This is a genomic window from Affinundibacterium baiyunense, assembly GCF_018139645.1.
Classification (GTDB): domain Bacteria; phylum Pseudomonadota; class Gammaproteobacteria; order Burkholderiales; family Burkholderiaceae_D; genus Undibacterium; species Undibacterium baiyunense.
The window spans coordinates 404747-418636 of sequence record NZ_JAGSPM010000003.1 but is presented as its reverse complement, the minus strand read 5'-3'; the positions used below and the strand labels follow the sequence as shown (position 1 = coordinate 418636).

Below are 13890 nucleotides of genomic sequence, written 5' to 3'. Positions count from 1 at the left end.
AATGAACCTATGTTTTTAACTGCAGCCAATCTAGCTCATTATTTAACCGCTCGAGGTTTTGTTTCTGTCAGCGATGTCGTCGATGGACAGTTCAGGGTGATAGAGGCGGGTCAGCACAATCGCAATTTCAAAGTTTTGTGTGGTACCCGTGGCGGGATTTTTGTAAAGCAAATTCAAGCGATCGATAAGTTGGCACAAAGTTCGCTATTAAAAGAGGCTCAGGTTTATCGATTGGCGCAAAAATTTCCTGATTGGGCGGCCTCCGTACCATCTTTGTTGGACTACGATCAAACTAGACATAGCCTCATTTTTGAGCTGATACCCGATAGTCAAAATTTGCGTGAGTTCTATTATCAACAGCGTATTTTCCCCACCTCGCTTGCTTGCTTATTGGCAGAAGCGCTTAGTTATTATCATCGCCTTTCTTTTGATGAGAATGTATTGGATGCAGACATTCCTGGCTTGCAAAAGAAAGTACCTTGGATCTTCACCTACTACAAAAAATCGTATTTTTCACCAGGCTCCTTGAGTGCAGGTGCTGTGCAGTTTGCTGATTTTCTTCGTAGTAAGCCTGTTCTCATTGGGCATCTGGATAGATTATTTGAAACATGGCATTTTGAAACCTTGATTCACGCTGATCTAAAGTGGGATAACTGTTTGCTGTATCACGACGCTGGTCAGCCAAAATTGAAATTGATTGATTGGGAACTTGTCGAATTTGGTGATAGGCGTTGGGATGTTGGTTCGGTATTCCAAGCCTATCTGTCGCATTGGATCATGCGTCACTATCGAGATCAGTCGCAACAACGCGAACAACTTTTGCAAGACACCATCGATAACATGCCATTCATGTTCGCAAGTATTCAAGCTTTCTGGCAAGCATATTGCGATCAAATGCAAATTGCCGTACAAGACCGTTCATCGCTTTTATTGCGGTGCTTGGAATTTTCTGCTATCAGAATGTTGTGTACCGCATTTGAATCTCTGTACGGCTTAGCGCAGGTGAGTCAGCACGCACAAGCTTTGGTGGAGTTAAGTCAAGAGATTCTGGATGCACCGGAACAAGCGGCAAGGAATCTGTTTGGGTTTGTGGAGGAGTGTTGATGAGTCAGAACACGGAGTCAAACAATGTAACAAAATCAGCACACCCATTGCGCACGCAGTTAGACAAGATTTGTCAAAGCGTTCAGATCGAAGCCGTAGATACTTTCACTATCGCGGGCACGCGGTTTGTTACAACGGTGCCTTCGGAAAGTTCGGTTGATGACGCATCACCAGATCATGTTACCGCCCTTTCTGTTGCATGCTTGATTGAGAAATTGACGGGACAACTTTATGAGCGTTGTTATGTGCGATCTTTAGATTGTGATGCATACGTTGCGAGCGACGAATTTCGTGAAGATTTTCGTGAGCGACTAATCGACAAAAATTTAGGCGACGAAAATTTAACCGACGAAAATTTAACTGCGTCATTTCATAATGCGAATGATAATAAAGATGGCTGGGACCCCGGTTGGCAAATTTATCAAACGGGTAGTGATGGTCGACTATTTGTGCAAAAAGGGGATCGTAGCCGTGCAGTGTTGGCGGGTGAATACAGCACCTACAAATGGCCGGGTGTCGCGCCGGTCGCTGGTGATTTTGTTAGCGTACGTATGTTTGCCGGGAGTACGGATGTACAACCTAGTTTTTTCTTTGCGTTTGGACGGACTTTGTCAGATCAGTTTGATGAATATGCAATTGTGCGTTTTTATTTTCATGTGAGTGCCCAACAAGCGCCTAATTTGATGGCGCAAGTCACCGCTAATCTGAATCGTTATCAGATTCCATTTAAATTTAAGGCCTTGATACAGGCAAAGTTGTACACGCGTAGAGACGCAGCGGTTTTGTACGTCGCTCGACGTTATTATCCGGTTGTAGCAATGCTATTGATCGATATGCAGCGCGACGGAGCTATTTGTTTAAAAGAAGGTAATCCCTTATTTACCCGAACCCTGAGTCCCGGTATCGGGATGGCAGAAGATCCGAAAGCTGGAGTGAGCTTTGGAATGCATCGATGTAATTTGTTAGCAAAAGGATTCGTCAAGGCTTGGCAATTGGGATTGCAAGATTGCAGAACCAAAATGCAGGCGATCGAGGATGAGTTTGTAGCAAATCAACTAAGTTTAGATTTCGCTTACTTGAACCCCGGTTCTACAAATTTCTTTGAGGCGCAATTATTTGATAAAGAAACACAATGGTAGAAATTACTCAATCCAGTCCAACAAACAATCCTTTGTATCTAGAGATCGCGAATCGTCTTGGCAATCTGCTGTGTCGGGACGCGGTGTGGGATCAGGCTCGTTGCAATTGGTTAGGATGGGCGCAAGAGATGCACGGGCAGCGGTTGAATCCTGTGTACAAGGCTTTTGGTGCGGATGTATATGCAGGCACTAGCGGTATCGCATTATTTCTTGCAGAGCTTTACCAATTTACGCATGATCGACAACAACTGCGCACGATTGAAGCAGCGGTAAATCAAGCATGCTCGATTTATGCTCGCATACCGACTAATGCTAAGCATGGATTTTATGCCGGGATATCCGGAATCGGATTTGCGCTGATACGGATTGGCGAACTACTGCAACGTGATGCGTTGATTGAGCGAGGATTTTCGCTATTGCTTGATTTGCGCAAAGTTCCTCTTGATCTAAAGAATATTGATGTCATTTCTGGCAGTGCTGGAGCAATTCCGGCTTTGCTATATCTTGCTAAAAAATATCAGCGTGAAGAACTGACTGAGTTTGCGCAATTGCACGGACGCCATTTATTGCAACTTGCGGAACATGGTGAGCATGGTTGTTCATGGTCTACTATCGGCACTGAGGTACAGTCCAATTTGACTGGACATTCACATGGTACGGCAGGAATCGCCACTGCTTTGTTGGAATTGTATAGCGTGACCAAGGATAAGGAATACTTAAATACCGTGCGCGCAGCATGGCAATACGAGCGTCATTGGTTTGATCAAGATCAGTCTAATTGGGCCGATTTACGACGATTTGCACAAGCGGGAAATGTGGCAGGATCGGATCAAAAAAAATCCACTTGCAGTATGGCTTGGTGTCATGGTGCGCCGGGAATAGGATTGTCGCGCCTTAGAAATCGACAATTATTGATGCAAATGAGCGATGTAGATACAAGCGATCTTGTCGCTATAGAACAAGATCTTGAAGCCGCTTTGCAATCGAGTGCTACGGCACTGATGCAAGCTTGGCTGCCAGGTAAACTGAATTATTCTTTGTGCCATGGAGCGGCGGGAAATGCTGATTTAATGATCATGGCAGCGCAAGAATTAAATCGCCCAACATTGATGACGGTGGCAGAAAAAGTCGCACAGGACGGCCACCATTTCTATATTAAGCAAGGCTTACCGTGGCCTTGTGGAAATGCAGGCGTTGGAGAATCGCCAGGGCTTATGCTAGGAACTGCAGGGATCGGTCATTTTTATTTGCGGATGTATGATGTGAAATCCGTACGATCAATTTTGTTGATTGGCGCAGATTGAAACGCCTATCATTCAGATTGATACATAAGATTGATACATAAGATTGATACAAATGTGAAATCGGTGATTTCAGTATCTGCCTCCTATCAGTTGGCAAAGTTGGCAAATAAGTTAAATGTCTGTCATAAGCATTGCCAGCTTCTAACCGAGACAATAAAACATCCTTAGTTGAACGCTAGGGTGTTGTTCTCGGTGTCTGCTTGCGTCTTTCTGTGGTGAAATTAGTTTAGAATACGGATTGCCGTCTTTTCAACTGGATTTAGTCACCGCATCTCATGTCAGCAAGTAAAGACAATGTCAAACAACCTGAACAATTACTACACTATCAACTAGGTAAGAGCCTAGGTGAGGGTGGGTTTGGGCATGTCTATCAAGCATGGGATACCAAGTTACATCGGCAAGTGGCGATTAAGTATTTGAAGAACATCGCAGCTGGTGTTGATTTGATGAAGGAGGCGCGTTTAGCGGCTTCACTCCAGCATGCCGCTTTCGTAAAAATTCACGCGTTAGAACAGACCGACGATTGCCAAGCCATTGTGATGGAATTGGTGCCAGGACGCACTTTACGTCAGGTCTTGGAAACACAGACACCGAGTATCTCGCATGTGGTCGATATTGTTTTACAAGTCGCACAAGCGATGCATGAAGCGCACCTAGCTGGTTTGATCCATGGCGATTTAAAGCCATCAAATCTGATGCAAGAGCCAAGCGGCGTGGTGCGTATCTTAGATTTTGGTCTTGCTATTCAAGCAGATCGCGATGTCACAACTTCCTTGGTGCAATCTGATCCACAAGGCACGATTGCCTACATGGCGCCCGAAGTGCTAACTGGCGCGAGCTTGAAGCCCAGTTCAGATATTTATGCTTTGGGTGTGATCTTATATGAGCTATTAACAGGCTCTAGACCTTTTTCACATTTGTCTGGTTTAGCATTGGCAGCGGCATTGATTCAATCGAACTCAGATCAGTGGCCTTGGCCAGATCATTTGCCGCAAGTGCTGCGCTTATTGGTGCGGGCGATGACAACGCGCCAAGTCGAACAGCGTATCAGTAGTATGCAAGAAGTTGCCTATCAATGCGCGCAGATTGCAGCGATTGATGCACCGTCTTTAAATTCAGGCACATTCAATTTAGCGGCACTGAATCTCACTTTATTGAATGTGCCTGAACAAACAAAAGCTGCGTTTAGTTGGCGTCAGTTAGTACAGAAATGGCGTTTTGTTTTTGCCGCGCTATTAACTTCTGCGGTATTAGTTGGTGTTTGGTATTCGCAACCATATTGGTCACAAATGCGTTCGGCGATCGCACCGTATTCTGAAGCGCGCGAAATGCAATTGGGTTTAGAGGCATTTACGAATTACGATCGCCTCGAAATGCTCGATAAAGCAGAGCAGCATTTCTCTCGCATACTCGAAAACACGCCGCAACATGCAGCTGCAGCGGCAAGCCTATCTTTGATTTATAGCTATCGCTATTTGTACGATGAAGAAAATCCATATTGGTTAGCGAAAGCAGAAAGTAATGCGCAAGTCGCTTTGAAATCGAATGACTTCCTTGCCTTGAGTCATATTGCAAACGCGCGGGTGATGGGACTTCAAGATAAGTTTGCCCTTGCCCTAGCTGAGATTGATCGAGCAATTGCCTTAGATCCTAGTAGCGCATTAGCCTTAGGTGTGAAGACTGATTTGTTCATACGTGCGCACCGATTGGATGAGGCTTTGACGATGGTCAAAGCGGCGATGTTGCGCTATCCAGCAGAGCGGACCTTTGCCGATCAGTTAGGACAAATTTATTTTCAAAAAGCGGATTTTAAATCTGCAGAAGTTGCGTACGGATTAAGTTTGCAAATTAAGCCTGACGGCAGTGCTGCTTACTTAGGATTATCAGAAACCTTCACGATGCAGAATCGTGCAGAAGATAGTTTGCAAGTCCTGCAATCGGGACTAAAAAATCGGCCTGGTGCAGAATTATTTAAAGCACTTGGTAATCATTATTTTGCAAGTGGTGACTACGTTGGTGCGGCGAGTGCCTATGAAAATGCGGTCAGTGTAGATAAAGGAAATCCGGCTGATTATTTAGCTTGGGCAAAGTTGGGTGATACGATGTCTTGGTTGCCTGGCAAATCGGATGTGGCGAAGACGGCTTACAGTAAAGCGCGTAATCTTTTGCAACCAAGACTGAAAGATGATCCGAACAATGTAGATCTTTTGTCACGCATGGGCTTGTATACAGCGAAACTGGGTGAGAATGCTGATGCTTTAATGTACGTACAAAAAGCCTTAGCAATCGCTCCAGAGAATGCAGAGGTACAATTGCGCGCTGGGGTTAGTTTCGAGATGATCGATATGCGTACCCAAGCTTTAGCGGCGATCTCCAAGGCGAAAGAGCTAGGAATATCGCTTAAGTTAATTGAATCTGAACCAGAGCTAATTGCTTTACGTCGTGATCCAAAGTATCTGCGATAGTTAACTCACTAAGCTAACTTCACTAAGCTAACTTCGCCAAGCCGATAACATAGCTAGCACATTCAAAGTATTCATCGCCCCGAGGCTTGTATCGCTGCGTTTGCAGTTTTGAACTGTAGCTTAAATATGCTGCGCTTTATCTACGGCGACTTTCTGAATCTAATTTCAACCTATTGTAGAAGGAGTTGAGTTCGCGATGTCCGTTCCTGAGACCTCATTAGAATTTAATATTGTGATGCAAGTGCGCGATTACGAATGTGATCAAGGCGGGGTTGTAAATAACGCGGTTTATTTCAATTATTGTGAGCATGCAAGGCACGAATTTTTAAAGACTTTAGGTATTGATTTTGCCGAATTTGCACGACGTCGCATTAACTTTGTTGTAGTTCGCTCGGAACTTGATTACAAAGCATCATTGGTGAGTGGTGATGTATTTTCAGTGAGCGTGCGTTTTGAGCGTGTATCGCGCTTGCGATTTATGTTTCATCAAACAATTCATCGTCAATCAGATGATAAACGTATTTGTGAGGCTAAAGTATTTGCCGCGATTGTTGATGAAAATGGTCGACCCTGCATGCCAGATGAGATCGCAAAGATCGTTGGGCCAGTGCCGACCAAGTAGAAAAGAGCAATTGGATTGCGGCGCTGTTGATTTGTTGATGATGCTTACTCGATCATCACACAATAATCGGCCGCAGATGCCTACAAATATTTAAATCTATTTGAACTTGAATTAAGCAATCCAACCAAGCCCTTTTAAATGTCGACGTAATGCTTCGCTAGGTGTTTTCAACCTCGCCGCACAATCTTCAACATGATTATTCACTGCATCGAGATGCACGCGAATTTCCTCGGCGGGAATTTGCTCAACGCGACGAATCTGTGAATTAGCCTCAATTAATTTGTACATCGACGGGCGAGAGATACCTAAATCATCGGCAGCATATTGGATAGTCCAACCATGTCTATGCATGGCGTCGATCACGTCTTGCTCGGTGAGGTCGCGTAATTTTTTACGTTCGATGTGCGCATTGTCCGCTGAGGCAACTGGTGTCTTCACGACGGGTATTGGCGCATCACTGATGGCCTTACGCAATTCGGCACTAGCCGGTGGAATTGCTTTAGGCGCTTCAATGAACTTGCTTAACTGCGGATATTCACCCAACTGCAATGAGAGTAGTGCGCGTTTTAATACATTGCTTAATTGGCGAATGTTTCCTGGCCAATCAAAATTCAACATTTCACCAATCAAACTCGGCGGTATTAAACTCAAATTGATTGAGGGGAAGTCTTCGCGTTTTGAGAGGTGAGCGATCAACAAGCCAATATCTTCACGTCGCTGACGTAAAGGTGGAATTCGAATAATAAAGCTTTCTAATCGGCGTACTAGGGCGTGGTTGAAATTGGTGTGATACAGGTCTTGATCTGTTGCCGTGATTAGGCGAGCGGTAGAGCGCGCATCGCGTGTAGCACCGAGTGGTCGGTATTCGCCATTTTCTAATACGCGTAAAAGCATAGGTTGTACGGTGGCAGGTGTATTGCCAATCTCGTCTAAAAATAAGCTGGAATTTTGTGCTTCACTGAAATAGCCATCGCGAGTATTTTGAGCGCCAGTGTAGGCACCTTTTGCCGCGCCAAATAGATCTGCTGCAGCCAGTGATTCATTTAAGGCGGCCATATTGACCGAAACCATTTTCGCGGCGCTACGCTTGCTGAGCTGATGAATCGCTTGTGCGGCGACTTCTTTACCTGTACCGGTTTCGCCAAGCAGTAACACAGCATTATCATTGGTTGCCGCTAATCGAATTAAATCTCTGGTTGAAATCGCGTTGCTGCCAACACCGATAAAACCATTTACTGGATTTAATTTGGGTAGGCAGCGCATCCAATGTAAGCAAATATAAATTGCACGTCCTAGTCCAACGATGACGCCAGCATCCACTTGTTCTGGACTGAGATAGCTTGGTGTACGAATTTCTTCCCCATTCACTTCAACCACCATACGACTATTCGGCGGGCAAATCGTGATGCCATCGCTGGTATCTCGCACAATTCTTAGTGGATCGCGTGACACGCCACCGTGACCGATGGGTAGTGCATCACCCGTAATGTGACGAAATACTGGGGTGAAACGACTCAATTCAATCACTTCTGCTTCGGTGCCGCCAATAAACTGCTCACCAATTCTTGCGCTATCCGTATGCCAAGCGATCGTGAGACTGAGTAGCGGTTTGCTATTGGCTGCTGCAAATGCAATGGGTGAGGTTAGTGTGTAGTCGGCGTTAGACATAGTGGCTTAACGAAGATCGCGATTAATAAGTTTAGCTTGCAATTTACATGTAAAAAATTTTTTACATGTAGCCTTAATTTTCTTTAGTTTTGTTGGGAACAAGTTAAAAAACACGTCAATTTAGCGTGATTCATTTTTAATTTGGTAATTGAATTTTTCAATCTTAACCTTGATCGCACAAATTATGTAGCGGCATTCTAGCGGCATCGTAAGTTTATTTCATGTCTTTCCTGTAAAAACGACAAATTTTTACGCTTTAAGTGGCTGGCATGTGAATTGCTACTGTCGACTTACGTCACAAAAGACATGCTACCAAGCATCGATTTACTAGCAGTTAATAACTTCAAGACCAACGAATTTATGGAAGCACACAATTTTAGCTCAATCGACGAATCGCAAAAATCCATGCAGACGCAGTACGCCGATGTGTTGATTATTGGCGGTGGGCCATCGGGCTGTGCGGCTGGGCTTGCTTTGTTAAAGCGTGGTGATATTGATGTGATGATGATAGAGCGTGATGATTTCACTGAACATCGATATGGTGAGTCTTTGTCGTCTGGTGTGCGTTCGACGCTAGAATATTTAGACCTATGGCAAGATTTTGCACAAGCACAAAATTTGGCGCCATTTACTTGTCAGGTCACTTGGGGTAGTGAGTTTCAACGTCGCCTTGGCTACATGTTTACACCACATGGCACGGGCTGGAATCTGGATCGTTTGAACTTTGAGCAAATGATGATGCGCGCATTCGTTAAGCGCGGTGGGCGTTTGCAATGTCATCGTCAAGTCATTACTTGCGAACCGCAGTCGGATCGAGGCTGGCGTGTGATTGTGAAGTCACAAGACCAACAAATGCACATGATCGTTTGTAAATACATCATTGATGCTTCTGGGCGGCGCGGTGTAATGCGAACCAATTTGAATTTAGCATTGAAGGTTCATGATCGTTTGATCGGTATTACTCGCATTGGGCAATTGCCCGCAGATAGCTCACCGCAGATTGAAAATCAGGTCGAGGCTTGTGAATATGGTTGGTGGCATTCTTCACCGATGCCAGATCGGCGGGTTTCTATTAGTTTGATGACCGACCCTGATATCGCCCACAAAATGCAGATCTGCCATCCAGACGTGTGGTCAGATTTATTGAAGAAAACGCCGTTCTTGGGTGCGTTAGTTAAGAGGGCGGGTGTGGAATTTGCTGAAAAGCCGCGTTCTTTCCCTTGTTTTTCTTCCTATTTGGAACAAGCCGGTGGCAAGGATTGGGTCGCAGTTGGCGACGCGGTTGCATCCTATGATCCGATTTCATCCTCTGGAATGCCGCGTGCTTTAGCTAGTGGCATTCACGGGGCCTTCATTGCGGTGGATAGTTTGTTCTCCAGTGGTGAATTGCTGAAGACTTACGCAGGAGCGATTAATCAGGATTTCAAACAGTATTTGCAAACGCAGTGGCAATACTATCAGCGCGAAACACGTTGGCCTTTAGCCACTTTTTGGGCGCGTCGTCGTGCCGTCATTGCTATTTCAAAAGAGGCGACGATCCATGCCACACATTTTTTTGAGCAGAGATTAGCGCCAAATCCTACCCATTTAAAGGCCAGCGAATTGCAGGATTTATGGCTGTTATGTGAATTGGGTAAATCGGTACGATGCTTAATTCAAGAATTTTCTCAACAGCACTTATATTTGCCCGAGCAAAAAATCTTACTTGGCCTGCAAGAACTGATTGAAACAGGCTACATAGAAATCGCCAATGAAGACGAAGAAGATCGCGTCTTTTTCAATACAGAACGACTTTATTTTGATTGATATCCAGCACGATTGATTTGAATTGGTTTGAGTTTTTTTGCCAAGTATCCGGCGCTCAGCGTTCAGTGCTAAGTGCATAAAATTAATTTTTTGGTAATTTAAACATATTCCTAGTCTAAGAAAAGAAGGAATAACCCAATCTTGGGCCAAAGTCACTTAGACAAACTTGTTGGGGCTGACATAGGTTTGTCTTCCAAGCATGCCTCAACACGGTAAAATAGCGGGATGAATACAGAACTCGCACTCCCTCAAACATCTTCCCCAGAAACTTCATCGACCGCCTCTGGCGCGGCATCTGCTTTTCCGCAGTTTGTGCACTTGCGCATGCATTCCGAATATTCGATCGTTGACGGTTTGGTCAGAATTGATGATGTCGTGAAAGCGGCAGTTAAAGACAAACAAGCTGCCTTAGCATTGACCGATTTAGGTAATTTGTTTGGTTTAGTTAAATTTTATAAGGCAACGCGCGGTAAAGGAATTAAACCTGTTGCTGGATGTGATGTTTGGATTACCAACGAAAATGACCGCGATAAACCATCGCGCTTGTTGCTACTGGTGAAATCACGTCATGGTTATTTGCGCTTGTGTGAACTATTGGCGCGTGCTTGGTTGGAAAATCAGCACCGTGGTCGTGCCGAAATTAAATTTGAATGGCTACAAGAACTGTTTGAGAAAGACCAAGAGCAAGGTCTCATTGCATTATCGGGAGCGCATTTTGGTGATGTAGGTATCGCCATCGATAATGGCAATCTTGAATTAGCAGAACGTCACGCCCAACGTTGGGCAAGTATCTTCCCGAATCATTTCTATATAGAGATTCAACGTGCGGGTCAGCCGAACATGGAGGCGCACGTCAAGCAAGCCGTGAAACTTGCACAGCGTTTGAGCTTGCCGGTGGTGGCGACACACCCGATTCAGTTTTTGAATAAAGAAGATTTCACCGCACATGAAGCACGTACTTGTATCGCCGAAGGCGAGATGCTGGCGAACGGCAGACGTGCCCGCAAATTTAATGATCAGCAATGCTTTAAGTCGCGTGAAGAAATGTTGGCTTTGTTTGCCGACATTCCTGGGGCATTAGCCAATTCCGTCGAGATTGCTAAACGTTGTAATTTGAAATTAGAGCTTGGTAAACCGAAGTTGCCAGATTTTCCAACGCCAGAAGGCATGACCATTAATGATTTTTTGGTTTATGAAGCCAAGCGAGGTTTGGAGTATCGATTAGAAAATTTATTTCCGAATCCAGAAAAGCGCGAACAAAATCGCGAGCGCTATGAGGCTCGGCTGAAGTTTGAAACCGACACCATTATTAAAATGGGTTTCCCCGGTTACTTCTTGATTGTTGCTGACTTTATTCAATGGGCGAAAAATAATGGTGTACCCGTCGGCCCTGGTCGTGGTTCTGGTGCGGGTTCCTTGGTCGCGTATGCGCTATTGATTACCGATCTAGATCCGCTGCAATACAATTTGCTGTTCGAACGTTTCTTGAATCCAGAACGCGTTTCTATGCCCGACTTCGATATTGACTTCTGTCAGGAAGGTCGTGATCGCGTCATTCAATACGTGAAAGACCGTTACGGAAAAGAAGCTGTGTCACAGATTGCCACCTTCGGAACAATGGCGGCTAAAGGCGCGATTCGAGACGTTGGTCGTGTGCTCGATTTTGGTTATATGTTTTGTGATGGTGTCTCGAAACTCATCCCATTTAAACCAGGCAAACAAGTCACGATTGCCGAAGCCATCGTCGAAGAACCTTTACTCGCTGAACGTCAAGAAAACGAAGAAGAAGTGAAAACCCTGCTTGACTTAGCGCAGCAAGTCGAAGGTATTACGCGTAACATCGGTATGCATGCTGGAGGTGTATTGATTGCACCTGGCAAGCTCACGGATTTTTGTCCACTCTACACACAGGGTGGCGATTCTGGCGTAGTCTCGCAATACGATAAAGATGACGTCGAAGCCGTCGGTCTGGTGAAGTTCGACTTTTTGGGTTTGACCACTTTAACGATTTTGGATCGTGCAGTGCGCTATATCAAAATGCTCGATCCAGCGATGGCGGATTTCGATTTATCTAAATTGCCGCTCGACGATAGAGCTTCTTACGAACTTCTCACCAAAGCAAAAACCGTCGCTGTGTTCCAGCTTGAAAGCCGCGGCATGCAAGGCATGTTGAAAGACGCACGTCCCGATCGCTTTGAAGACATTATCGCGTTGGTGGCTTTGTATCGCCCGGGTCCTATGGATTTGATTCCTGACTTCTGTAAGCGTAAGCACGGTGAAAAATTTGATTACCCCGATCCGCGTACTGAAGGCATTTTGTCCGAGACCTACGGCATTATGGTGTATCAGGAACAGGTTATGCAGATGGCGCAGGTGGTTGGTGGTTACTCACTCGGTGGTGCGGATTTATTGCGTCGTGCGATGGGTAAAAAGAAAGCCGAAGAGATGGCAGAGCATCGCCAAATTTTCCGTGATGGTGCTGCCAAAGATGGCTTGCCACAAGAAAAAGCCGACGAAATTTTTGACTTGATGGAAAAATTTGCTGGCTATGGTTTTAATAAATCCCATGCTGCCGCTTACGCGCTTTTGTCTTACCACACGGCGTATTTGAAAGCTCATCATCCCGCCGCGTTTATGGCAGCCAATATGTCGCTGGCGATGGACGATACCGATAAGGTCAAGATTTTGGTTGAAGATGCAATTGATGTCTGCAAGCTGAAAATGTTGGCACCGGATATTAATCTATCTGATTATCGCTTTATGCCAGTGGGAGAAGCAGGTAAGAAAGCGACCCAAATCCGATATGGTTTGGGCGCCGTCAAAGGTTCTGGACAGAACGCGATTGAAAGTATTGTTAACGCGCGCAAAAATGGTGGGCCATTTACCGATTTATTCGATTTCTGTAAGCGCGTCGATAAGCGTCAAGTCAATCGTCGCACGATTGAATCCTTGATACGCGCCGGTGCGATGGATTGTTTAAAACAAGATCGTGCCGTGTTGTTAGCGACGGTAGATTTTGCGCTCGAAGTTGCAGAACAAGCCGAAGCCTCAGCCAATCAAGTCAGCTTGTTTGGTGACGATGACGACATGATTCCACCACCGGAATACGTAAAAGCGGAACACTGGTCTGATCGCCAGCGTTTGCTAGAAGAAAAACAAGCGCTCGGTTTCTATTTGTCTGGACATTTGTTCGATGCGTATGCGCCAGAGGTACGACAATTTATCAAAACGACTTTGGCAAAAGTTGAGCCTTCACGCGATCTACGTTTGATCGGCGGTGTGATTGCAGGTTTGCGTACACAAATGACGCAACGTGGTCGTCTATTGATCGTTACTTTGGACGATGGTACTGCGGTGGTCGAAGTGACCGTGTATGGCGAATTAGCGGAAGAATTCAAAGGAATATTTAAAGAGGATGAATTCCTCGCGGTGATGGGTAAAGTGTCGGAAGATCGCTTTAATGGCGGCCTGCGGATTACGGCTGAAAAAGTGATGGATATTGGTCGCGCCCGTGTGCAATTCTCGCAAGGTTTGCGAATTAAGCTCGATGCCAGTGCGGATACCAAGAAGCTGGCAGAAATTCTGCAAGCACATTTGAATAGTGAAGGCTGTCCGGTGTTGATCGATTATGCGAATCAAACAGCGGCGGCGGAATTGTATTTATCGGATGCTTGGCGAGTGAATCCTGATGATCAGTTACGCAAAAAGCTTGGCGATTGGTTGCACGCATCCAATGTCAAAATTGAATATGCTTAATTTAGTGATTTAAGTGATTGGATAAG

The 13890-nt window shown here is 45.3% G+C and carries 8 protein-coding genes; 7 read left to right on the top strand and 1 reads right to left on the bottom strand.

Features of this window, described 5'->3' with window-relative positions:
* The first annotated feature begins 9 nt into the window (after positions 1-9).
* The 5 genes from KDM92_RS07405 (at position 10) to KDM92_RS07385 (ending at position 6634) form a co-directional block, all read left to right on the top strand.
* Positions 10-1104, top strand: a complete 1095-nt coding sequence (locus KDM92_RS07405; RefSeq protein ID WP_212683740.1) for a phosphotransferase family protein — start codon at positions 10-12, stop codon at positions 1102-1104.
* On the top strand, positions 1104-2243 hold the full coding sequence (locus KDM92_RS07400; RefSeq protein WP_212683739.1) for a T3SS effector HopA1 family protein: 1140 nt from the start codon (positions 1104-1106) through the stop codon (positions 2241-2243). Before KDM92_RS07405 ends, KDM92_RS07400 begins: the two co-directional genes overlap by 1 nt.
* Positions 2237-3547, top strand: a complete 1311-nt coding sequence (locus KDM92_RS07395; protein ID WP_212683738.1) for a lanthionine synthetase LanC family protein — start codon at positions 2237-2239, stop codon at positions 3545-3547. The genes KDM92_RS07400 and KDM92_RS07395 overlap by 7 nt, the downstream gene beginning before the upstream one ends.
* A 275-nt stretch (positions 3548-3822) precedes the next feature.
* Complete coding sequence (locus tag KDM92_RS07390; protein ID WP_212683737.1) at positions 3823-6012, top strand: serine/threonine-protein kinase; 2190 nt, start codon at positions 3823-3825, stop codon at positions 6010-6012.
* Positions 6013-6208: 196 nt separating this feature from the next.
* A complete protein-coding gene (locus KDM92_RS07385; protein WP_212683736.1) occupies positions 6209-6634 on the top strand; it encodes an acyl-CoA thioesterase in 426 nt (141 codons plus the stop codon).
* 111 nt (positions 6635-6745) lie between these two features.
* On the opposite strand, the gene KDM92_RS07380 is transcribed toward KDM92_RS07385, so the two are convergent.
* Positions 6746-8302 carry a sigma 54-interacting transcriptional regulator gene (locus tag KDM92_RS07380; RefSeq protein WP_212683735.1) on the bottom strand — a complete coding sequence of 519 codons (1557 nt, stop codon included), beginning with the start codon at positions 8300-8302 and terminating at the stop codon, positions 6746-6748.
* 360 nt (positions 8303-8662) lie between these two features.
* On the opposite strand from KDM92_RS07380, the gene KDM92_RS07375 reads away from it, so the two are divergent.
* Together KDM92_RS07375 and dnaE are read left to right on the top strand one after the other, a co-directional pair.
* On the top strand, positions 8663-10108 hold the full coding sequence (locus KDM92_RS07375) for an NAD(P)/FAD-dependent oxidoreductase (protein ID WP_212683734.1): 1446 nt from the start codon (positions 8663-8665) through the stop codon (positions 10106-10108).
* 324 nt (positions 10109-10432) lie between these two features.
* A complete protein-coding gene (gene dnaE / locus KDM92_RS07370; protein ID WP_230408232.1) occupies positions 10433-13864 on the top strand; it encodes a DNA polymerase III subunit alpha in 3432 nt (1143 codons plus the stop codon).
* The last annotated feature ends 26 nt before the right edge of the window (positions 13865-13890 follow it).